The 23967-nt window shown below is 31.2% G+C and carries 17 protein-coding genes; 13 read left to right on the top strand and 4 right to left on the bottom strand.

Features of this window, described 5'->3' with window-relative positions; all coding sequences use genetic code 11:
- Positions 1 to 186 precede the first annotated feature (186 nt).
- Positions 187 to 744 carry a cupin domain-containing protein gene (locus AC0N0V_RS19100; RefSeq protein ID WP_474460364.1) on the bottom strand — a complete coding sequence of 186 codons (558 nt, stop codon included), beginning with the start codon at positions 742 to 744 and terminating at the stop codon, positions 187 to 189.
- Between the two features lie 170 nt (positions 745 to 914).
- Here AC0N0V_RS19100 and AC0N0V_RS19095 point away from each other — a divergent pair, with 170 nt between their 5' ends.
- Positions 915 to 1817, top strand: coding sequence for a DMT family transporter (locus AC0N0V_RS19095; protein ID WP_474460363.1), 903 nt, complete (start codon positions 915 to 917; stop codon positions 1815 to 1817).
- A gap of 293 nt (positions 1818 to 2110) precedes the next feature.
- Here the strand turns inward: AC0N0V_RS19095 and AC0N0V_RS19090 are convergent, their stop codons facing one another.
- Entirely contained in the window at positions 2111 to 2605 is a 495-nt protein-coding gene (locus tag AC0N0V_RS19090) for a hypothetical protein (RefSeq protein ID WP_474460362.1), read from the bottom strand.
- Between the two features lie 304 nt (positions 2606 to 2909).
- Between AC0N0V_RS19090 and AC0N0V_RS19085 the strand changes: the two genes are divergently transcribed.
- Positions 2910 to 3125: a hypothetical protein gene (locus AC0N0V_RS19085; protein ID WP_474460361.1), complete on the top strand. Its 216-nt coding sequence runs from the start codon at positions 2910 to 2912 to the stop codon at positions 3123 to 3125.
- 262 nt (positions 3126 to 3387) lie between these two features.
- Here the strand turns inward: AC0N0V_RS19085 and AC0N0V_RS19080 are convergent, their stop codons facing one another.
- Positions 3388 to 4707 (bottom strand): transglutaminase domain-containing protein, encoded by a 1320-nt coding sequence (locus AC0N0V_RS19080; protein WP_474460359.1) that lies wholly within the window; start codon positions 4705 to 4707, stop codon positions 3388 to 3390.
- Positions 4708 to 4906: 199 nt separating this feature from the next.
- Between AC0N0V_RS19080 and AC0N0V_RS19075 the strand changes: the two genes are divergently transcribed.
- The 8 genes from AC0N0V_RS19075 (at position 4907) to AC0N0V_RS19040 (ending at position 16280) form a co-directional block, all read left to right on the top strand.
- Complete coding sequence (locus tag AC0N0V_RS19075; protein WP_474460358.1) at positions 4907 to 5083, top strand: hypothetical protein; 177 nt, start codon at positions 4907 to 4909, stop codon at positions 5081 to 5083.
- Positions 5084 to 5098: 15 nt separating this feature from the next.
- A complete protein-coding gene (locus tag AC0N0V_RS19070) occupies positions 5099 to 5668 on the top strand; it encodes a DJ-1 family glyoxalase III (protein WP_474460357.1) in 570 nt (189 codons plus the stop codon).
- Positions 5669 to 6078: 410 nt separating this feature from the next.
- A complete protein-coding gene (locus AC0N0V_RS19065) occupies positions 6079 to 7917 on the top strand; it encodes an APC family permease (protein ID WP_474460355.1) in 1839 nt (612 codons plus the stop codon).
- A gap of 313 nt (positions 7918 to 8230) precedes the next feature.
- Positions 8231 to 9550: a M16 family metallopeptidase gene (locus AC0N0V_RS19060; RefSeq protein ID WP_474460354.1), complete on the top strand. Its 1320-nt coding sequence runs from the start codon at positions 8231 to 8233 to the stop codon at positions 9548 to 9550.
- A gap of 169 nt (positions 9551 to 9719) precedes the next feature.
- On the top strand, positions 9720 to 9938 hold the full coding sequence (locus AC0N0V_RS19055; RefSeq protein WP_474460352.1) for a heavy-metal-associated domain-containing protein: 219 nt from the start codon (positions 9720 to 9722) through the stop codon (positions 9936 to 9938).
- Positions 9939 to 10068: 130 nt separating this feature from the next.
- Complete coding sequence (recJ, locus tag AC0N0V_RS19050) at positions 10069 to 11844, top strand: single-stranded-DNA-specific exonuclease RecJ (protein ID WP_474460351.1); 1776 nt, start codon at positions 10069 to 10071, stop codon at positions 11842 to 11844.
- 537 nt (positions 11845 to 12381) lie between these two features.
- Entirely contained in the window at positions 12382 to 14052 is a 1671-nt protein-coding gene (locus AC0N0V_RS19045; protein WP_474460350.1) for a ribonuclease J, read from the top strand.
- Between the two features lie 179 nt (positions 14053 to 14231).
- Complete coding sequence (locus tag AC0N0V_RS19040) at positions 14232 to 16280, top strand: PAS domain-containing sensor histidine kinase (RefSeq protein WP_474460348.1); 2049 nt, start codon at positions 14232 to 14234, stop codon at positions 16278 to 16280.
- Between the two features lie 75 nt (positions 16281 to 16355).
- On the opposite strand, the gene AC0N0V_RS19035 is transcribed toward AC0N0V_RS19040, so the two are convergent.
- On the bottom strand, positions 16356 to 16538 hold the full coding sequence (locus tag AC0N0V_RS19035; protein WP_474460347.1) for a small, acid-soluble spore protein, alpha/beta type: 183 nt from the start codon (positions 16536 to 16538) through the stop codon (positions 16356 to 16358).
- A gap of 269 nt (positions 16539 to 16807) precedes the next feature.
- On the opposite strand from AC0N0V_RS19035, the gene AC0N0V_RS19030 reads away from it, so the two are divergent.
- From AC0N0V_RS19030 to AC0N0V_RS19020, 3 genes are all read left to right on the top strand, one after another.
- Positions 16808 to 17872, top strand: coding sequence for an undecaprenyldiphospho-muramoylpentapeptide beta-N-acetylglucosaminyltransferase (locus AC0N0V_RS19030; RefSeq protein ID WP_474460346.1), 1065 nt, complete (start codon positions 16808 to 16810; stop codon positions 17870 to 17872).
- Positions 17873 to 19293: 1421 nt separating this feature from the next.
- Entirely contained in the window at positions 19294 to 22797 is a 3504-nt protein-coding gene (gene nifJ / locus AC0N0V_RS19025; protein WP_474460345.1) for a pyruvate:ferredoxin (flavodoxin) oxidoreductase, read from the top strand.
- A 701-nt stretch (positions 22798 to 23498) separates the two neighbouring features.
- The gene (locus AC0N0V_RS19020) at positions 23499 to 23960 is read left to right on the top strand and encodes a hypothetical protein (protein ID WP_474460344.1); all 462 of its coding nucleotides are present in this window, start codon (positions 23499 to 23501) and stop codon (positions 23958 to 23960) included.
- Positions 23961 to 23967 lie beyond the last annotated feature (7 nt).

Raw genomic sequence — 23967 nt, 5'->3', positions numbered from 1 at the left:
AGACTCACAATATTTTTCACAGTTTTTCGTAGAAAAACATTGAAAAATATTGGAGTCTTTAAATATGAGCTGGCATTAGATTCTGTTGCCGAAGTGAAGGCTGTCGTAACACTATAGGCCTGCTCTTCTAACAGCGCGTTATCTTGGAGTTAAGTCGCAACATCCTTTCAGTATAAACTAAATTATTTAGTACATTGCTTTGCTTTTTATAAATAATACCTTAACATCCGCATCTGTAGTGTTTTTAAACTTATGTTTTCTACTTGGAAGTATTCTTGCAGTATCACCCTCAGATAGAAGAAATTCTTCGTCTTCAAATACGATGTATGTTTCCCCATCTAATACAAAGGCTATTTCTTCTCCTTCATGTTCAGAAAATCCTCCATAGGTTTCACTATTAGCTCTTAGATTCATCAACAGCAGTTCAACATTTGATTTTAAAGGACTCGGAGTAAGAACATCGTATATAACATGTTTCTTATCCGGATCATATATTTTTTTTCTATCTTCTTTTCTAAGTATTAAAGAGGCATTGTCTATTTCCTCCATAAATAGTGAAAATAAAGGTATCTCTAATGCCGATGCAATAGCTTTTAATGCACTTAAGCTAGGATTTCCCATATCTCTTTCTAACTGACTTAATAAGGAAGCACTGAGGCCTGTTAGTTCAGCAAAATCTCTTATAGTTAAACTATTAGCTCTTCTATATTCTATAATTTTTTTACCTATTTTTATATCTCCCATAAGTTTTCTCCTATTATGTAAAGTTAATTTGTTATTATTATACCATAGTTTTGTTTAATATAATAAACAATGTTTTATATATTGAATAAAAACACAAACTTTGCTATAATAAACCTATTGAATTTAATATAATAGACATTTTTCAATATATTAAACAGGAGGTTCAATCGATGAAGAATATAACAGAAAATAAGGCTTTAATTGCAGATATCTCCCTTTTAATAGTTGCTATTATATGGGGTGGAGGTTTTATAGCAGCAAAAGTAGCATTGTTTAGTGTAACGCCATTTTATCTACTGTCATTTAGATTTTTATGTTCTGGAATACTTATGGCTATAATATTCCTTAATAAGATGAAAAAAATAGATAAGAAAAGTATAGTATCAGGAGTTATTTTAGGGACATTTTTATTTATTGGGCAAACAGTTCAAACAATAGGACTAAAATATACCACTGCTGGAAAACAAGCATTTTTAGTGGCAGCCTATACTATATTAGTCCCTTTCATTTCATGGGCATTAACAAAAAAGAAACCTACAGTTACATCAGTATTAGCAGGTTTTCTAACGTTAATTGGCATAGGTTTATTGAGTTTACAGCAAAATTTATCAATAGGTTATGGAGATAGTTTATCATTAGTATTTGCTGTTGTATTTGCTTTTCAAATAGTGTTTATAGGTATTTATGTAAGAGATATTAATCCTATACATCTAACTACAATTCAGCTGTTAACAGCTGGCACACTTACGTTCCTCAGTGCATTAATATTTGAACCAAATATTAAATCTATAAATTATCAAAGTTTAATAGGCATATTGTACCTTATAATATTTAATACAACTATTGCATTTTTAGTACAAAATATTGCACAAAAGTACACTACAGATACCCATACTTCAATAATAATATCTCTCGAATCGGTGTTTGGCTGTTTTTTATCTATAATTCTAATGGGAGAAGTATTTACTAATAAGATGATTATTGGATCTATATTAATTTTTATTGCGGTAATTTTATCTAAAGCAAATATTAATTTTTATAAACAGATTTCTAAGATTCAGGGGAAGTTTTAACTTCCTCTGAATCTTAGAAATCGTTATCCAGGGACGTAGCCGCTCTTTACTCCCTCTTGTAGAAAAGTAGAGAACCAAAATCTTTGATTTTGTGTGAATCACTTTCACAGAGTGCGAAGGAGTATTAGAGCGGGTAGTCATCGGATAAAATTAAGCTTAAATCAGATGAGAGGACTATAGAGGAGAATCATCAAATAAATTAAATAATTGGTATTCATATTAGTTATTATTTATAAGTGTGAATATTTAATGCTTTACAGAATTAAATAATAAGTTTAATTTAATTGTAATTACTAGTTATTATTTTTTGAATTTAGCACTTTGTATAAGTATAACTGAAGGCTCAAAGTTAATAGATAAATAGGGAATGAGTAATATATTTTATATCCATTTTTGTAGTGAAATACTCCAAGATAGGTTGCTACTAACTCCATTACCATGGAACTTAAAGACCATAAAAAAACATATATAGGTGCATATGAAGATTTGATTTTAAAATGATCGTGAAGATAAACATACAAATATCCATATGCACCAAACATTATATAAGTTAAAAAATCAAAAAATTCATAGCTTGAGGAATCATTAATATCGTAAAAATTGAAAGGAGGCTTACCAATTGAATGATCCATAAGCATTCCAATAAAAACGCTGTATAAGAAATAAGCTAAGGACTCCTTCAAAGGGAATCTTTTTTTTAGTTTAAAGATTAAAAAAAATCCTATTACTAATGTAATAATATTATACCATTCATTTTGGTTAAAGTGATTATCATAACTAGTATACATTGTCTAAACATCCTCTCAAGAGATTTTTCTTATTAATTTTGTTAATAGGTTAGAAAAAGTGATTAATACCAATATCATAACCACAGAGTAGAGAATACTCCAACTAGTATATGTTTTTATACCAAGCCATTTTAGCAGTAATTCAACAAAAAACAAAGATGAAAATGTACTAACAATCGCAAGGGTTTTCCTCAATTTTGCTTTAGAAATAGATAAGTTTACATACGTCAACAAACTTAAAGGTATAATTATGTTTTTTTGAAGTAGGATGCAAAAATTTAACTCTGGTATAGTGGTATTTTGAATGAGTTTCATATTTAAGGTAATAATAGTAAATAAATTTATTACAACTATATTAAGGAAAAAGAAGATAACTATATTTTCAATTCTGCTTAAGTTTTTTTCTATAAGAAAAAAGATAATAATGATTATCCATGCTATAAGTGTAAATAAAGCTAAAAGCAAGTTAAACATCTCCTTAAAAGAAATATTTGTTATAGTATTTTCGAATTTGAGCTAAATTATTATAATTTTAGTAACTTGAAAGGTATGGTAATAACTAAATAATAGATAAGCTAGCCTCATTAAAGTTGAAGCTAGCTTATCATACTTAATTGCTTTTTCTGCGTAAGAGGAAAAACTTATTCAGTGTCAATTCTTAACTATAATTAAGTTTTAAACTTCCAAGTATTAAACATAATTCAGGTCACGTATAAACTATAAGTACTTCACACTATTCTTTTAGTTATTTGATAACTTGTCACTTGCCCAGTGTAGGAGATTTAGTTTAATATTTTAATATACGACTGATGGTCTACATATAATTTATCTCCAGAATACTTTAATTTTAAGGTTCCATCTCTATAGTCTCCATCTACATCATATCCGGATATAAAGTGACTCGATTCATTTAAGTTGGCAAAATTCTCGTAGTCTATCATCTTTTTACCACTATAAATGTAAGTAAAAGTTGGCTCTGCTATAATCCATCCGTATTCAGGAAGGTAAAATTCTGGCCAAGCATGTCTATAATAACCGCCATTTATAATACTACTAGTAAATTCAGAACTTTCTACTCTATAACCTGTAGCAATTCTAACAGGAACGCCAGAGGCTCTAAGTAATGCAGCGTATAACTCAGAGTAGTCTTCACATACGCCTCTTCCAGTTTGTAAAGCATTTAAAGCACTTTTATTACCACTGGATAAATCATAGGTCATATACGAGTTTACAAATTCAAAGGCTTTTTTTGCCTTAAGATATGGATTTGTTATACCAGTAAAAAGTTCAGATGCTTTGTCTACTATAGCTGGGTCATTACTCTCAATCTTTTCTTCTGGTGAGGTGTATTTTTTATAGTCACTAAAGCCACTGTAGTCACCGGAGGTCTTGGAAAGATCAGCTTTAAATTTGATTCCGCTATTTTCTATAGTCCTTACTACTTGATAAGTAATTTTATTACCACTTTCAATTGTTGAACTAGCAGTTAATACTTTATTGCCATCACCTGTTGTAGTAACATTTGCATCTGGGCCTGAAACCTTCAAGTCCTTTTCCGTTTGATAGAGAGACTTGCTTAATGATCCTATATTAAAACTTAAGTCATAATCAGAACTTCCAGAGGTTGTTACAGTGAAGGTATCTGTAATTTCGTAAGTATGCTTATCTATCAAAGTATAAGCGTTAGAAGCTATAGGTTGGTTTTCTATGGGCTCTTTAGCAGTTGTGAAACTCACTTTTCCAGGTAAACTTAGGGTTGTACCATTCTCTGATTTTATACTTGAAACAATTAAAGTGTAAGTAGTATCAGGTGAGTAATTAGATAATGGCTTTACCATAATAGCTTTAGCAGCACTATCGTAGGACAAGTCGACACCAAACTCATTTTGATTTTCATCAAGTATTTTTACACTTTCTTTATTGATTGTGCTGGTGTCTATCGGGATGTTTAAGTTTATCTTCCATGACTTATTCACAGATACATTAGTTTTAGTATCAAATAATTTATAATTTGCTTCAGCTAATACATTGATTGGAGAAAAGAACATTGCAATAAGAAAAATCAACATAAACATTTTAATAGTACTAAAATATTTCCTCATAAAGAACCTCCTTTTCTGAAAATATTAATATTATAAATATCGTATATAGAAGAATTATGTTGAGAGGAATTTGATGAATATTTTAAATGGGCTAAAGGAAAAGTAAATTACGGTACTGTGGTATAATACTCTTGTTGGATAAATTTAACTAATGGGGAAACAGGCAAATATATTATTGAAACTAATGGGGGAGTTATTCGTGGAGTTTGAATTTGGGATGGCTATTGCAACAATATTCAACTTTTGTGTATTAATAGGGATAATATTAGTTGTTGTAAAAGTAGTTAAATCTATAACAAGTATATCTGCATCTAATAAAAATATAGAAAGAACACTAGGAGGAATATTAGAGATATTGGAAAAGGATAAAAAATAAAAGGAGGGTACTTGAATGAAAAAAGTAATAGTTTTACTTGCAAAGGGCTTCGAAGAAGTAGAAGCCCTTACAGTAGTAGATGTGTTAAGAAGAGGGGGAGTGCATTGCATTACTTGCTCTATAGACGATGAAGAGGAGGTTATTGGGTCTCATATGATTCATATGAAAGCCAATAACATATTAGATAAAGTTGATATAGATAAATATGATGTGCTAGTTATACCAGGGGGAATGCCAGGTGCTGCAAACTTAAGAGATAGTGAAAAAGTTATCGAACTTGTAAAGAAATTTAATAATGAAAATAAGCTTATTTCAGCAATATGTGCTGGACCGATAGTACTTGGAAGAGCCGGAATTCTTAATGGTAAGAAAGCTACATCATATCCAGGCTATGAAGGAGATTTAGGCGATGTTACTTACTGTGAAGAAGTTGTAGTTCAAGATGACAACATAATAACTAGCAGGGGACCAGCTACTGCCATGTATTTTTCTTTTAAAATACTAGAAAATTTAACGGATAAAGAAACTGTTGAAAAGTTAAAAGAGGCTATGCTAGTGAAATTTGTTGAGAGTAAGAAGTTTTAAAAGTAAAATAATATGAATTTTAAATTAGATGAGGGAATAAATCTCATCTAATTTTTATTAAGATAATACAGTAATTTAGATAAAATAAGTTGCTTAGTTACTATACGACTATTTTACAATTTAGTAGAGGAGCAATATATTTATTGATTTTATATTGTAATTTTAATTAAGTAATAATAATAATCTTAACTGGAAAAATATTAAAGTTTTAAATATACTGACATTAAATGTATCATTAGAATTATTGAAATAAACAAATAAAGTAAAAGATAGATACGATTAACTGAGTAAAATTAAGCTAAAATGATTTAAAACTTAAGAATTTAGAACTAGGATAAAGTCATACGATGATATATAATCATTCCATACCTGAAAAGTTTATAAAAAATTAATATTTTGAGGTGCTAAAAATGGAATTAAAATTAGGTCAATTACTGATAGGTAGAACTTTAAAAACGGATGAACTTAAGGATGAAAAGTTTAATAAGTTTTGGGGACTGCCTATTTTATCTAGTGATGCTATATCGTCAGTAGCTTATGCGGGAGAAGAAATTCTATGGGTGCTTGTACCAATCATAGGACTAATGTCTTATAAGTACATGTTTTATGCTGCACTTTGCATTGTGTTTCTTATGTTTCTTTTAGTATTTTCTTATAGACAAACTATAGACAGCTATCCAAATGGAGGGGGAGCATATATAGTTGCTAAGGACAACCTAGGAACAGTTCCAGGGCTCATAGCTGGTGGAGCACTTACAATAGATTATATATTAACGGTAGCTGTTAGTACCAGTGCAGGAACAGCGGCTATAACATCAGCTTTTCCGTCATTATTGACACATAAGATATCTATAACTTTAGGGCTTATATTGCTAATGACTATAGGAAACCTTAGAGGGATTAGGGAATCGTCTAAAATATTTGGTATTCCTACTTACTTTTTTATGATTTCTGTTTTGGCTATGATAATTGTAGGAATTGTCAAAGTATACGTATTTGGTTATACTCCACATGCACTATATGCAGTGCCAAAGATGGCAGGGGATATAACAATAATATTATTCCTTAAAGCTTTTGCCTCTGGATGTACGGCTTTAACAGGTATAGAAGCTGTAAGCAATGGTATTCCAAGTTTTAGAGAACCAGCACAGAAGAATGCAAAAATAGTTTTAGGATTACTTGCGTCTATTGTTCTACTAATATTCGGAGGATTATCTTATTTAGCAACACTATACCATGCAGTACCAAGGGAAGATGTTACGGTAATAGCTCAGATTGCTACTCAAGTTTTTGGTACAGGCTTCATGTTTTATGTAATACAAGCAACTACTGCAATAATATTAATTATGGCGGCAAATACTGCTTTTGCAGGACTTCCTTTACTTTTAGCTCTTATGGCTAAAGATGGCTTTGTGCCAAGACAATTCACTAAAAGAGGAAAAAGATTAGGATTCTCCAATGGTATTATAGTTTTATCAGTTTTAGCTGGTATTTTGGTAATACTATTTAGAGGAGATACTCACCTTCTTATGCCTCTATATGCTGTAGGTGTATTTATATCATTCACTTTATCACAAACAGGAATGTTTACTAAGTGGATTAGGGAAAAGCAGAATGGTTGGAGGCATAAGGCATTTATAAATGGCTTAGGAGCATTAGTAACTTTTGTAACGGTAATAATAATTGGAGTAACCAAATTCTTCCACGGGGCATGGATAGTTTGTATATTAATACCTATAGTTGTAATTACTATGTTAAAGATCAAAAGACACTACAACATGGTAGCAGAACAGTTGAGGCTAACTGTTTACGAAAGACCGAAGGCAATAGATTTAGCAGAACAAAAAAGATATGTTATTGTGCCTATAGATACTTTAAACAAATCTTTTTTAAAAGCCTTAAATTATGCTAGAACAATATCGGATAATATAATAGTGTTTCACGTGTCTGTTGATGATGAGGCTACAGAAAAACTCCTTAATAAATGGGATGAATATAATGTAGGAATTTCCATAGTGGTTAAAAAATCACCGTATAGACATATAGTAGGACCTTTAGTTAAATATATTGAGTCAGAAGAATATACAGCAGGGCCAATGGACACAGTAACTGTTGTACTTCCTCAATTTATAGTTACAAAGTGGTGGGGGAATATACTCCATAATCACACTTCATTATTTATCAAGACATTACTTTCGAGAAGAAGAAATATTGCTTTAATAACAATACCATATATTATCGAGGAGTAATTGATGGTCTGACTTCATAACATTAACTGGAAAAATAAATAAATTCTTAACATTTATGACACATGAATGTAACAATTGACACTTATAATTATAAGTGTCCTAAGCAATAAAAGCTTAGAGGAAATATGTATATAATAAATCCCCTTGTTATATAGAGATAGTAAGTACTAGTAGAGATACTAGTACTTACTTTTTTGTATAAATAGCTAACTGAATATGATATAATTTCAAACAATATAATAAACTGCAATTGAAAGGTTGTTCATTAATATGTAAATAAGAACATCCTTCTACTAGAAAGGTTGATGTAAATTTGAATAAGTATATATTGAATAACGGAGTAAAACTAATATATGAGTTTCGACCAGCAGATATAACTTCCTTTTGTATAGGATTTAATGCTGGTGCATTAGAAGAAATAACTGGATTTAATCTTGGTACTGCCCATGCGGTGGAACATATGGTATCAAAGGGGACAAACACTAAAAGTGAAAGAGAAATAAACAGTCTTTGCGATAAAATCTTTGGTTTTGAAAATGCAATGACTAATTTTCCTTACGTAGTTTACTACGGAACCTCTTTATCAGAAGATTTTAAGAGTGGTTTTGAACTCTATTCAGATATAGTTTTGAATCCTGCATTTAGAGAAGAGGGATTTAAAGAGGAGATGAACATTATATTAGAAGAGCTCAAAGAATGGAAGGATGACGTATACCAACATTGTGAAGATAGTCTTCTTTACAATGCTTTTAACAATAAAAGAATTAGGAATTTAATAATTGGTAGGTCAGAGAGTGTAAAAGCTATTACTTTAGATGAGGTGAAAAGGTTTTATAAAACATATTATGCTCCTGAAAATTGTGTAATAAGTGTATGCTCTTCTTTAGGTTTCAAGGAAGTACTAGCTGTTGTAAAAGAATACTTCGGTAGTTGGCAAAGGAAATTTAAGGAGATAAATAGCTATAATGAAAAATACTATTTTTCAAATAGGCTTGAAAATAGTGATAAGAAAATTAATAACTATAGTTTGCCATTGAAAGAAGATATTAAAGAGATAAATATCGCTGATACATTTATTGAAAAGATACCTAATATAAAAGGAGCTAAAATTCAATATTTATTTAATATTGATAAACTAAAAGAAGAGGAAGTCAGAGCCTTAACCTTATTTAATGCTACTTTTGGTGAGGGCACAAGTAGTATATTATTTGAAGAAATTAGAACTAAAAATGCACTTGCCTATGATGTTGGAAGCACAATAAAAAATGAAAGAGGAATTAAGTTTTTTACTATTAATTTAGCTACTTCAAGTGAAAATGTGGAAAAGGCCATTAATATTATAAATAGTAGAATTGAAGAATTAAAAGTATCAAAAGGATGCTTTAGTGAAAATAAAATCAAGGAACTCAGTAAAAGTATTAAGTTAAAAAGACAACTTAAACTTGAAAGGTCAATTCAGTTATGCAAAGAGTTGACAACCTATGAGCTTATGTATGGAAGAGGCGAAAAGGTTTATGAAGAAGTTGAAAATCTAGAAAGTATTAGTGAAGAAGAGATATTAGGAGCTGTTTGCAAAGTGCTAAAAAATCCAACAATACAAATTATAATGAATTCCGATGAGGGCGTTTTGTAAGGATGAGTCTCAAGGAAGGGAATTTAGTATATTTTATATTTTTTAAATGGTTTATGGGAACAAATTTCTAAGTTAACGCTACTATAATAATACACTTTAAATAGTTATATAAAATAGCAAATTGGATAGAATTATTATTTATAAAAACAATTAAAGGAGTGGCGAAAGAATGAAAAAGTTATTAACAATTAAAGGAATGGAATGTATGAATTGTGTAAAACAGGTCCACAATGTTCTTACAGAAATTCCAGGAGTAACTTCTGTAAGCATAGACCTAAAAACAGAAACAGCATTTTTAGAAAGTAAAGAAAGAATTGAGGATAGTGATATTAAGTCAGTTGTGGATAAGACTGGTTATGAGGTTGTAGATATAGAGAGAGTGTGCTAAGAATGAGTAGTAAATATTATATTTGTACTATGGCATGTGAGTAAAAAATTACTAGACTTTAAAAAGGTAAATATTCAACTCATTTGCCATTTGCATGTTATAATATTTATGGAAAGAGGTGGTGCATTAAATGACAAGATGGATGTTAAGGCAAAGGGCTGTTGATGTTAAAAAACTTTCTGAAGCTACTGGAGTAAGCGAAACATTGGTAACTATTTTGGCAAATAGAGAAATAAGAACTGAAGAAGAAATAATAAAATTTATGAATCCTAATATAGAAAACTTACATAACCCATTATTGATGAAGGATATGGACAAAGGTACAGACATTATAAAAGATGCTATAGAAAAAAGGAAGAAAATAGTTGTTTACGGAGATTACGATGCAGATGGAATTATAAGTACATATATTTTATACTCAGCTCTTTTAAGATGTGGAGCTGAAGTGAAATATCATATACCAGATAGAATTACAGAGGGATATGGTATAAATATTGATAGCATAAGAACCTTAAAAGAAGAAGGCTATGAAGTAGTTATTACTTGTGATAATGGTATATCTGCTATAGAGCAAATTAAATTTGCCAAAGAATTAGGCATGACTATAGTAATTACGGATCACCATGATATTCCTTTTGTAACAAAGGATAATGGTGAAAGAGAATTTGTTACACCAGAAGCGGATGCAGTAATTAATCCTAAACAGGAAGACTGCAGCTATCCTTTTGAGGTACTCTGCGGAGCTGGAGTTGCATTTAAATTCTCGCAAGTTTTATATAATAAAATGGATATACCTAAAGAGGAATCATATAAGTTTATAGAATATGCTGCTATAGGTACTATTTGTGATGTAGTTGATTTGATTGGAGAAAATAGAATTATTGCAAAAAATGGATTAAAGTTAATAAATTCTACCAGTAATGTTGGAATAAAAGCACTTATAAAAGAAAACTCGTTGGAAGGAAAAAAGATAGTTTCTTATCATATAGGTTTTGTTATAGGACCTTGTATAAACGCCACAGGTAGACTAGATAGTGCGGCCTTGGCATTAAAACTATTATTATCTAAAGATGAAAAAGAGGCACAGGAGCTCGCAAAAAGGCTTCGTGAATTAAATATAGAAAGACAGAACATGACTGTAGACAGCTTAAATGCAATTATAGATATAGTAGAAAATTCTAACATGAAAAACGATAAGGTTCTAGTGGTCTATAAGTCAGATGTGCATGAAAGTATAGCAGGTATAGTTGCTGGAAGACTAAAGGAGAAATATAGTGTGCCAGCTATAGTTCTTACTCAAGGCGAAAAAACGCCTAAAGGTTCAGGGAGATCTATAGAGGAGTATAATATGTTTGAAGAGCTTATTAAATGTAAGAGTTTAATGGAGAAGTTCGGAGGACATCCACTGGCAGCAGGTTTATCCATAAAAGAGGAAAATATAGATAAGCTCAGAAAAACTTTAAATGATAACTGCACTCTTACAGATGAAGAGGTAACACCAAAAATAAAGATAGATAAACAAATCTCACTGGATCAACTATCCTTTAAGCTTATAGAGGATATAGAAAAGTTAGAGCCATTCGGAAAAGGAAATTCATCGCCTGTTTTTGCTGAAAAAGGTGTAACTGTATTTAGAGCATATCTAATTGGTAAGGAGAAAAATGTCTTAAAGCTTTTTGTAAGACCTAGAGGAAGTATGGAAAAAATAGATGCTATATCTTTTGATGGCGCAGAAAAGTTCAAGAAAATTATAGAAGAAGTTTATGGTGAGGATAAGCTTATGGAGATCATAAATGGAACTCCTACAAATATTAAGATGGATTTAATATTCTCGCCATCTGTCAATGAGTATAATGGAAATGTGAATCTGCAGTTAGTTGTTAAAGATTTTAGATTATCAAGATAGACAGTTCAAAGTTAAATTTGAATTAAGGCTGTGATTTAAGCAGTTAGAGCTAATAAAATTGCTCTAACTGCTTTATTATTTTAATGGATACCACGTTAAAATCCATAAGGTGGCAACGGTTTCTAAGTGTCAAAGGCACTAAGAACTCTATTAATAAGCATCAGGTGCAGTGAAAACTCCATCTAATACCAAGAACTCTGTTTATGTGGAGACATTTGCTATTTACTATTGATTATAATGATTCTTAATGAGATAATAAAAATTACATTTGAAATAAACTTAATTTGTTTATTTAATTTAAGTCTATATGGAGAATAAAACAAAAAGTAATGTATCAAAATAAGTAATAAATATGAAGTAATAAAATATAAGGAAAACTTTTCTCAGATAGAATTTGAGTTAAAGTTAAATTTATGTTTACATAACAAAAGGCACTAATAGTATTTGAAATGAAGTAAAACTTGATTTATATAAAGTTTTAAGTCTATCTGATTATTAATTGCAGTTAGCGATTATAAAAAATAAGGAGGAGATTTAGTGAAGGCAAAAGATAAAGACAAAGTAAGGGTAATTCCCCTAGGAGGACTCGGGGAGATTGGTGGTAATATTACTGCTTTTGAATACAATGATGAAATAATTGTAATTGATTGTGGGATGTCCTTTCCAGATGCAGATATGCATGGAATAGATTTAATAATTCCTGATATTACATATCTAATTAACAATAAAGAAAAAGTTAAAGGGATATTTTTGACACATGGTCATGAGGACCATATAGGGGGACTACCTTATATTTTAAAACAGTTAAATGTACCCGTTTATGGAACTAAATTAACATTAGGCTTAGTAGAACTTAAGCTTAAGGAACATAATATACTATCAGATTGTGAACTTAATGTTGTACGTCCTAAGGATATTATTGAATACCAGTACCTAGGAGTAGAATTTGTAAGAAATAGTCATAGTATAGCAGATTCATGCTCTATAGTGATTCATACTCCTGCTGGAAAGATTGTGCATACAGGGGACTTTAAGATAGATTATACCCCTGTTGATAGAGAAATCATGGATTTAGAACGCTTTGCAAGGCTTGGAGGAGAAGGCGTACTTTTGATGCTAGCTGATAGTACGAATGTTGAGCGCCCAGGGCATACTATATCGGAAAAATCTATAGGTAACACTTTTAATAGAATCTTTGCAAGAGCAAGAGGAAGAATAATAGTAGCTACCTTTGCATCAAATATTCATAGAATGCAACAAATCATAAATGCATCACATGAATATGGTAGAAAAGTTGCTTTTAGTGGAAGAAGCATGGAGAATATATCACAGGTAGCAATGGAACTTGGATATTTAGATATACCGGATAATACTATTATAGATTTAGATACAATTCACAATTATCCAAATGAAAAAGTAACAGTAATTACCACTGGAAGCCAAGGTGAACCGATGTCTGCTTTAGCAAGGATGGCATCTGCTACTCATAGAACAATCAGGATAGTACCTGGTGATTTAGTTATTGTGTCTAGTTCTCCTATTCCAGGAAACCAAAAGTTTATATCTAGAGTTATTAATGAATTATTTAGAAAAGGAGCGGATGTAATACATGATGCATTAGAGGATGTCCATGTATCAGGTCACGCCCGTGAAGAGGAACTGAAATTGATACATACTTTAGTAAGGCCTAAGTTTTTCATGCCAGTTCATGGTGAGTATAGACACCTTAGACATCATAGTATATTGGCTCAGAAGCTGGGAATGGAACCTGGTAATATTTTTGTTATGGAAACAGGACAGGTGCTAGAGGTATCAAGTACAGAAGCTAGAATAGCTGGTAAAGTTCCTTCTGGTGGAGTAATGGTAGATGGGCTCGGTGTTGGAGATGTCGGTAACATAGTACTGAGGGACAGAAAGCATTTAGCTCAAGATGGTATTTTTACAGTAGTTGTTACCATAGAAAAAGAATCTTATAGCATCTTAGCAGGGCCTGATATTATAACCAGAGGATTTATCTACGTAAAAGAATCAGAGGATCTAATCAGCCAAGCAAAACAAATCGTAAGAATTGAATTAGAAAAATGTTTGGATAATAAAGTTGCAGAGTGGGTTGTAATGAAGTCAAATGTTAGAAGCGCATTAGCTGAGTTTTTATATAGAAAAACAAAAAGAAGACCGATTATTCTTCCTATAATTATGGAAATATAAATTTAATATTAGCTAACATCATATATAATGAGCCTCATAATTTTTGAAATTATGAGGTTTTATTAATGTAAAAAATATTAATTTGTAGTAAAATAAGAAAATAGAAGGAATTCTTCTATTAGAAATAGAATTTATTCACTATTATTACATTTTGGGGGAAGTTATTAATGCGAGAATCTATGAATAAAGTACTAAAAAGTAGTAATTTATCGGAAAACATAATAGAATCTTTACCGTTTTTTGTATATATAACAGATGAGGATGGAAATATAATTTATTTGAATAAAAAAGGAATACAGATGTCTAAGGAAATCGGAATTTCAGACATCAAAAATGTATATGACTTTTACTATAATTATAACAGTTATTTGGAAAATGGGAGAAAATTAGAATTAGAAGAGTTTCCACTTTACAAAACGCTAAAATATAAGGCAGAAATCAAAAATGAAACTTATAGATTTAGCTTTAAAAGTGATATATATCTTTCAATATCTAGTTTCCCTTTACTAGAAGAAGATAAGGTAGTAGGTGCTGTTATAACATTAAGAGATGTAACAGAAGATTATTTATATAAGACAAAAATAAAGAATGAAAGACAAAAGTTTCTTCAGCTTTCAACCGAGTTAAAAGCAAAGTGCGATATTATAGAGATATTAAGAAATAGAGAAAAAGAGCATCTTATGCATTTGAAGGATGTAATAAATAATATTTCAGAAGGAATTATGGTTTTTGATAAAAATCAAAAGATGAGTATATGTAATAAATCTGTTTTTAATATCTTAGATTTAAAGCCTATAGATATAGTAAATCCAAATAAGGTTCTAGAGAAATATCAAATAATACCAGTTGAACAGGAAGAAAAAGATTTATCTAAAATATTTAAATTTTATATTAAAAGCAAAAAACCAATGAAAAATGCAATTTTTAAATTAATAGAAAAAAATTCTCTTGAAATAAAGTATATGGAAATAAATAGTGCACCTATAATTAATAAGAATGATGAATTGCTTCACACAATAATAACAATAAAGGATATAACTGAAATTAAACTTCATCAAATAAAAGCAGAGGAACAAGCTGAATTTATAAGTGATGTTGTTAATACAGTAAGTGTACCTATTGCGGTAGTAGATTATCCGAGTATAGCATATAGGCTTACCAATAAAAAGTATGAGGAAATTGTGCAAAATAACGGTAAAGACAATATAGGTAAAATAGAAGGCGCAGCAGGGTTGTACTTAAAAGAAGATTTATACAAGACAATAGCTTATGTAGGAGAAAAAAATCAATCATTTACTATAAGTCCTTATAAAGTGATGAATAACAAAGGTGATGAAAGATTTTATAAGATAAACTTTATCCCCTATAAAAATAAAGATAATACTATAAGAATACATATTCATGGCTCAGATATTACAGAAGAAGTAAATCACAATATTGAACTTGAAAAGATAACTAAGTTGAAGGATGAATTTTTTACAATAATATCTCATGAACTTAGAACTCCATTAACCATAATATATTCTTCTCTTCAGTTAGCGCGTGACATATATAGTAAAGAAATAACCCCTAATATGGATAAAACTTTGTCAAGAATTAATCAAAATTGTAGTAGATTGTTAAAGCTTATTAACAACATACTAGACATTTCTAAGGCAGAAGCCGGGTTTTTAAGCTTAAATAATACAGAGTTTGATATAGTACACATGAGTGAGGCTGTTGTAAATTCTGCTAATTCTTATGCTATAAGCAAGGGAATAGAATTGATATTTGACACAAACGAAGAAGAATGCAATGTAAGGTTAGACAAAGATAAGTATGAAAAAGTACTACTAAACTTCTTATCTAATGCAGTGAAATTTACTCCGGAAGGGAATCAAATTATTGTGTCTTTAATGATAGATGATAACAATGTTAGTCTTAGTGTACAAGACTCTGGAGTCGGAATACCAGAAGATAAGATAGATGCTATATTTGATAGATTTGCGCAGGTAGATAGCTCTCTTTCAAGGAGAGCGGAAGGCACTGGTATAGGCCTAGCTCTTGTAAAAAAATTTGTGGAACTTATGGAAGGTAACATAAAGGTAAATAGCCAAATTGGAAAGGGAACAGAATTTAATGTTAAGTTCAAAAAGGTAAGTGTAGAAACTAGTCATCTGAACAATTATGCTATTTTAACGGAAAATATTAATGATAGAATAAATATAGAGTTTTCTGATATAAATTAGGAGTTATAAAGTTAAGAGTAGTGGAAAAAAACATAGACTCTTAACTTATAACTCCTAATTTTTAACTTTAAAAAGCTACTTGCCGATTAAATTTCTCTCATACTCCTGAATTAACCTTTTCACTATGGAACTGTTCTGGTTTGAAATCATCTTTTTCTCATATTTATCATTGATGGTTGTACCTAGTTCAGAAGCAGCTTCAATTTGAGCTTTATTTAAGCCTTCTCTAGCTTTTGATACTACTTTTATATTTTCCATGTAGGCACCTCCTGAAAATTAAATTTATTTAAGAGAGGATATATCAAGTAATAATCATGAGAATAAATAAAGTTAATTTATTGCTTATTAGTATAACCAAATATCTAAATTTTAAACTTTTATATGATATAAAAGCATTGTTGTATCTTACCATAATTGTTTATAGAAAAAAAATATAGTATCATATAAGTGTGAGATAAAATAATGAATGATAATAAAGAACAGAATTCTTTTAAAATTCTCTGTTCAATAGGCTAGGAGGAAAAGCATTGAAAAAGATAATAATGACTGGTGGAGGTTCCGCAGGCCATGTTACGCCTAATCTTGCACTTGTACCAAGACTTAAACAGTTAGGGTATGAAATAGAATATATAGGAACTGAGGAAGGTATAGAAAGAAAAATTATAGAGGAAGAAAAAATTAAATACCATATAATATCAAGTGGAAAACTTAGAAGATATTTTGATATAAAAAATTTTACTGATCCTTTTAAGGTAGTAAGAGGAATATTTCAGGCAATATTAATAATGAAAAAAGTAAAGCCTAACATAGTATTTTCAAAGGGAGGTTTTGTGTCTGTTCCAGTTGTTATAGCAGCCCATTTATGTAAGATTCCTGTTATTTCTCACGAATCAGATATAACACCAGGGCTTGCAAATAGGCTAACTGCTCCATATTGTACAAAAGTCTGTGTTACCTTTCCTGAGTCTGTAAAAAATATAAAAGACAATAAAGCGGTACTTACTGGTACTCCAATAAGAGAAGAGTTGTTAAATGGAAGCAGAGTAATTGGAAGAAAAATATGTGAATTTGAAGATGGAAAACCTGCATTACTTATAATTGGTGGAAGTTTAGGTTCAAAATATATAAATGACACAGTAAGAAATATAATAAATAACTTACTTTTAAAATATAATGTTATCCACATATGTGGTAAAGACAATGTAGATGAAAGCTTAAAACATATGAAAGGTTATAAGCAATTTGAATATATAAGCGAAGAACTACCTCATGTAATGAATGCGGCAGATATTGTAATCTCAAGAGCAGGGGCTAATGTTATATTTGAATTATTGGCTTTAAAGAAGCCTAATTTATTAATCCCTTTGTCAAGGAAATCCAGTAGAGGTGATCAAATTCTAAATGCGGCTTCTTTTGAAAAAAGCGGATATAGTATTGTAATTCAAGAGGAGAATCTGGATGAAAACTTACTTCAGAATAAGTTAGAGGAACTTTATAAGGACAAAGATAAGTATATAAATAATATGATAGCAAGTCCTATACAAAATGGAGTAAATGGAATAGTTGCTCTTATAGAAAAGTATTCTTTGTAGGTTGGGAGTTTCAAAATAGCAAAAAAGGGCGACTTAAATCTAAGTTTAAAGTGCTGTTATAAGGTTAGATTCATGGTGCTTCGTAAGCCCTCGTTTCGAGGACAGAATCTAATACTAACTCGTTTTTAAAGGCTCCAATTTTTTTCAATGTTTTCTTGTAGAAAACTGTGAAAAAATTGTGAGTCTTTAAACTCGTCAGTATAAGATTCTGTAACCTCTCACTCGAAGCTTACTCCACACCATAAATCTAACCTTATAACAGTTGTAAATTTTTATTTTAATTCTAACCTTTTTATTATGTGTTTATAAATTCTCCATCCTATAGGCATGCTAATGCCTTATGACGAAGTCTTAGAAAAGTACCTTTTTTTCAGTTTAGGCTAATTATAAGATATTACACAATAATTGCCCGTTAGGGCTCTAATATAAACAAAGTATACATTGTTAGTAAAAATTTAGCATTATAAATTCACTCAATGTATAATAAATACAGAAATTTACAATTATGAGATATTAACTTCAGTATTATGCTAGTAAAACATAGGTTATGCTTAGAATATATAACTTGATAATGTTGTTAAGCATGTGAATATTATAATTAGTTTTGACAGAACAGTATATAGAAGCGACACATTTTAAGGAACAGTGCCTTAAGATGTGTCGCCTCTTTCATATATTTTGAAATGTATCTTTCTGTAATCAAATTGCTGTGATGGATATATTTCTAAGTTAAAAAGATTTTTGAATTATTTAATTGTAATAAATATGAAATTTAGAAATATAATAATTAATGTTCAGGAAGAGTTTTACAAATAATCCTTGAATTATTAAGTAAAAAAGGTATAATTATACTAAAGGAAATGAGCGATAGGATATATGTACTTGATAAATATATTTGCAAATTTTTAAATGTACTTAATGTAATATTGCTTCAAAAATATCAAACAGCCATTCAAGATGAGTTAAACAGTTAACAAGGATATAGCTAATTAGCGGCGTGACAGACTAAACAGTCTTTGAAGTTAAGTTAAACAGATATTAAAATCAGGATCGTAATTTATCAAATTAAAGCGGCTTTTAAAGTATTATAAATTTAAATGGTACTAAATTAGTTTTTAGGCACAAAAATTACTGAATTTAAATTTTACATACTTTGAAATTTATTGTATAGTAAAAATATAGCTTTAGTTGAAAAATTACTTAAGGTATTTTTTTTATGTATTGGTTTTTACTGTACAAGCTAAAGTGGTAGGATGATAGGATAAATATTAAAAAGCAATTTTTAATTTCACCTAAATGCCTATAATGAATATGTGACATTTCAAGTGAAGCTTTCAGATTAATGAGAGACTTCATCATTTTGCATATGTCGCATAATCTTATTTATAGATGAAATATTGAAGAAAGAAGGGAATTTTTTTATGAGAAAAATGAAGACTATGGACGGAAATACAGCTGCAGCTCATATTTCTTACGCATTTACTGACGTAGCTGCTATATTTCCTATAACTCCATCATCACCTATGGCTGAACACGTTGATGAGTGGGTGGCACAAGGAAGAAAGAATATTTTCGGACAACCTGTAAAGGTTATGGAGATGCAATCTGAAGGTGGAGCAGCTGGTGCTGTGCACGGTTCATTACAAGCTGGTGCATTAACTACTACATATACTGCATCACAAGGTCTTTTACTTATGATACCTAATATGTACAAGATTGCTGGAGAACTTCTACCAGGAGTATTCCACGTATCAGCAAGAGCGCTAGCTGCAAACTCACTTAGCATCTTTGGTGACCACCAAGACGTTATGGCTGCAAGACAAACTGGTTTTGCATTACTTGCAGAAAGTTCAGTACAACAAGTTATGGATTTATCAGCAGTAGCTCACTTAGCAGCAATAAAAGGAAAAGTTCCTTTCGTAAACTTTTTTGACGGATTTAGAACTTCACACGAAATACAAAAAATTGAAGTTTTAGAATACGATGAGTTAAAAGGTTTAGTTGATATGGATGCTGTAAAAGCATTCAGAAGAGCAGCATTAAACCCAGATCACCCAGTAACTCGTGGTACTGCTCAAAACCCAGATATATACTTCCAAGAAAGAGAAGTTTCAAACAGATACTACGATGCACTTCCAGAAATAGTTGAAGGCTACATGGCTGAACTAACTAAAATAACAGGAAGAGAATATCACTTATTTAACTACTATGGAGCACCAGATGCTGAAAGAATAATAGTAGCTATGGGATCAATAACTGATACTATAGAAGAAACAATAGATTACTTAATGGCTAAGGGAGAAAAAGTTGGTTTATTAAATGTTCATTTATATAGACCATTCTCATTAGAGCATTTCTTCAAAGCTATACCAGAAACAGTTAAGAGCATAGCTGTTCTTGACAGAACTAAAGAACCAGGTTCAATTGGAGAGCCATTATACTTAGATATTAAGAATGCATTCTACGGAAGAGAATTTGAGCCAGTAATAGTTGGAGGAAGATATGGATTAGGTTCAAAAGATACTGTTCCAGCTCACATTCTTCCAGTATTTGAAAACTTAAAATCAGCTACTCCAAAAGACAGATTTACAATTGGTATAGTTGATGATGTAACTAATACTTCATTACCAGTTGGAAAAGATGTAGATGCAACACCAGCAGGAACTACAGCTTGTAAGTTCTGGGGTCTTGGATCAGATGGTACTGTTGGAGCAAATAAGAGTGCTATAAAGATCATCGGAGACAAAACAGACATGTATGCGCAAGGATACTTTGATTATGATTCAAAGAAATCAGGTGGAATAACAGTTTCACACTTAAGATTTGGTAAGACTCCAATCAAGTCACCATACTTAATAGATAAAGCTGATTTCGTTGCTTGTCATAACCAATCCTACGTATACAAATATAACGTATTAGAAGGATTGAAAAAAGGCGGTAAATTCTTATTAAATACTATCTGGACTCCAGAAGAATTAGATGCTAATTTACCAGCTTCATATAAGAAATTTATAGCTGAAAATAACATTGAGTTCTATACATTAAATGCTGTTAAAATAGCTCAAGAAATTGGACTAGGCGGAAGAATCAACATGATAATGCAATCAGCATTCTTTAAGATTTCTAACGTTATTCCAGTTGAAGATGCTATAGAATACTTAAAAGGTGCAGTTGTAACTTCGTACGGCAAGAAGGGACAAAAAGTTGTTGATATGAACAATGCTGCTATAGATAAGGGCGTTGAATCAATAGTTAAGATAGAAGTTCCAGCTTCATGGTCAGATGCTGTAGAAGAAGCTGCTGCAACTAAAGAAATACCAGAATTCATAAGCAAAATTGTTAACCCAATGAACAGACAAGAAGGAAATAAACTTCCTGTAAGTGCATTCATAGGAATGGAAGACGGTACATTCCCTCACGGTACAGCTGCTTACGAAAAGAGAGGAACAGCTATAAGTGTTCCAGAGTGGGAAATGGACAAATGTATACAATGTAACCAATGTTCATTCGTATGTCCACATGCTGCTATAAGACCAATACTTACAAATGAAGAAGAAATGGCTAAAGCTCCAGCTTCATTTGAAGCTAAAGATGCTACAGGAGCAAAAGGACTTAAGTTCACAATAGCAGTATCACCACTTGACTGTACAGGTTGTGGAAACTGTGCTGACATCTGTCCAGCTAAAGAAAAAGCTCTTGTTATGAAGCCTCTTGACACTCAATTAGACAAAGCAGAAGCTTGGGATTTTGCTATGACAGTAAAAACTAAGAAAAACCCAATGAACAAATTCAGCGTAAAAGGAAGTCAGTTTGAGCAACCATTACTTGAGTTCTCAGGAGCTTGTGCTGGATGTATGGAAACTTCATACGCTAAGCTTGTAACTCAATTATTTGGTGACAGAATGATGATTGCTAATGCTACTGGATGTTCATCAATCTGGGGAGCATCAGCACCAGCAACACCATACACTAAGAACCAAAGAGGACACGGTCCATCATGGGCTAACTCATTATTCGAAGATAATGCTGAGTTCGGTATGGGAATGTACCTTGGAGTTCAACAATTAAGAGACCAATTAGCTATGACTGTAACAGAAGCTCTAGCTAATGCTCCAGAAGGAGAAGTAAAAGCTGCTCTTCAAGATTGGTTAGATAATAAGAATGTTGGAGAAGGAACAAGAGAAAGAGCTGATAGAGTAATAGCTGCAATCGAGGCTGCTAACTGTGACTGTCCTACATTAAAAGAAATATATGAAAACAGAGATTTCTTAGCTAAGAGATCAAACTGGATCTTCGGTGGAGACGGATGGGCTTATGACATCGGATACGGCGGATTAGACCACGTTCTTGCATCAGGAGAAGATATAAATGTATTTGTATTTGATACAGAAGTTTACTCAAACACTGGTGGACAATCTTCAAAAGCTACTCCAACAGCTGCTATAGCTAAATTCGCAGCTAGCGGAAAGCAAACTAAGAAGAAAGACCTTGGTATGATGGCTATGACTTACGGATATGTTTACGTAGCACAAGTATCTATGGGTGCTGACAAAGCTCAAACATTAAAGGCTATAGCTGAAGCTGAAGCTTATCCAGGACCATCATTAATCATTGGTTACTCACCATGTATTAACCACGGATTAAAAGTTGGTATGGGTAAGAGCCAAGCAGAAGGTAAGAGAGCTGTTGAGTGCGGATACTGGGCAATGTACAGATTCAACCCTGCATTAAAAGAGCAAGGAAAGAATCCATTTACATTAGATTCAAAAGAGCCAACAGCAGACTTCAGAGAATTCTTAATGGGAGAAGTAAGATATGCTTCACTTGCTAAGCAATTCCCAGAAGCAGCAGAAGCATTATTTGAGAAAACTCAAAGAGATGCAATGGAAAGAATTGAAGGCTACAAGAAACTTGCTAATCAATAGGATATAATAAGAGAGGGTGAAGTGCTTTGCACTTCGCCTTTTTGCTTTGCAGGATGTTATGACTTAACCGTAAGTTATAACGCTGTTAGAAGGGTGGGTTTACAGTGTTGTGACAGCCTTCACTTCGGCAACAGAATCTAATACTAACTCATTTTTAAAGACTCCAATTTTTTTCAATGTTTTCTTACAGAAAACTGTGAAAAAATTGAGAGTCTTTAAATTCGTTAGCATAAGATTTGGTAAGCCTCGTTCAAAGCTGTCTCCACACTATAATCCCACTCTTCTAACAGTTGTAAATTTTGGTGTTAGCCTTAAGCTTTTAATTAAATCTTCTAATTGTCTATTTCTTGATTGATTATGCGACAGCATAAAAGGGAATAGATTTTTAAATTAATATGGTGAGAAAATTTTAAGTTAAAACAATATCTAAGTGCGTCAGCACTGTATAGAGTTTAAAAAAGTAAATTATTAAATTCAATTAAATAGTACATCAGCACTTTGGTATTTAAAAATCTAAATATACAGATAGGTTTATCTAAAAAGAATATTGTGAGCTAAACAGCAAGAAGAAGACAAATCAAAACAATCTATATAGTTTTCTTTTTTGCCATCAGAAAAAGTGTATTTCTAGAAAAAATTATGAACACTTTACAAACCAGTTGCATATTATAAACTAAACAACAAAAAAGGGGATGAAAGCTTTGACAGGAAAGAAAACCATTCAAGAGATTGCTAAAGACCTAATAGAAGAACATAAAAGACCTCTATCTTCTAAGTTTATTGCTACAGAATCCTTAAATCGAAGGCTGACATTCAGTAACGCTGCTAATCCAGTCGCCTCTCTTGCAGCCACTATTGAAAAAAATATAAAGCAAAATGTCTATAACAAGCAAAGACTAAAATTTGTATATGATGAACAAGGAAAGAGACTAATCGATATTGATAATACAAGTTCTGGAGATGAACTTAAGGCAAGAGAAAACTTTCATGTAAGCATAGTTGTTACCAAAGAAATTAAGGAAAAGCTAGATCTTGCTATAGAAGCTAAAATATGTGATTCACCGGATGAAACTATAACTCTAATCCTTCAAAAAGGGCTGGAGGTAATTACGCCACAAATTAAAGAAGCTCTTACAAAAAAACTAAAAATATTAGACTATTAATTAAAAG

Source organism: Clostridium sp. CS1-1 (genome assembly GCF_056135525.1).
This window is presented reverse-complemented; position numbering and strand designations above follow the sequence as displayed.

What these genes read in the sequence shown, in the direction of transcription:
- AC0N0V_RS19100 (WP_474460364.1), bottom strand. Translation starts at nt 744, where the DNA reads ATGGGAGATATAAAAATAGGTAAAAAAATTATAGAATATAGAAGAGCT.
- AC0N0V_RS19095 (WP_474460363.1), top strand. Translation starts at nt 915, where the DNA reads ATGAAGAATATAACAGAAAATAAGGCTTTAATTGCAGATATCTCCCTT.
- AC0N0V_RS19090 (WP_474460362.1), bottom strand. Translation starts at nt 2,605, where the DNA reads ATGTATACTAGTTATGATAATCACTTTAACCAAAATGAATGGTATAAT.
- AC0N0V_RS19085 (WP_474460361.1), top strand. Translation starts at nt 2,910, where the DNA reads ATGAGTTTCATATTTAAGGTAATAATAGTAAATAAATTTATTACAACT.
- AC0N0V_RS19080 (WP_474460359.1), bottom strand. Translation starts at nt 4,707, where the DNA reads ATGAGGAAATATTTTAGTACTATTAAAATGTTTATGTTGATTTTTCTT.
- AC0N0V_RS19070 (WP_474460357.1), top strand. Translation starts at nt 5,099, where the DNA reads ATGAAAAAAGTAATAGTTTTACTTGCAAAGGGCTTCGAAGAAGTAGAA.
- AC0N0V_RS19065 (WP_474460355.1), top strand. Translation starts at nt 6,079, where the DNA reads ATGGAATTAAAATTAGGTCAATTACTGATAGGTAGAACTTTAAAAACG.
- AC0N0V_RS19055 (WP_474460352.1), top strand. Translation starts at nt 9,720, where the DNA reads ATGAAAAAGTTATTAACAATTAAAGGAATGGAATGTATGAATTGTGTA.
- recJ (WP_474460351.1), top strand. Translation starts at nt 10,069, where the DNA reads ATGACAAGATGGATGTTAAGGCAAAGGGCTGTTGATGTTAAAAAACTT.
- AC0N0V_RS19040 (WP_474460348.1), top strand. Translation starts at nt 14,232, where the DNA reads ATGAATAAAGTACTAAAAAGTAGTAATTTATCGGAAAACATAATAGAA.
- AC0N0V_RS19035 (WP_474460347.1), bottom strand. Translation starts at nt 16,538, where the DNA reads ATGGAAAATATAAAAGTAGTATCAAAAGCTAGAGAAGGCTTAAATAAA.
- nifJ (WP_474460345.1), top strand. Translation starts at nt 19,294, where the DNA reads ATGAGAAAAATGAAGACTATGGACGGAAATACAGCTGCAGCTCATATT.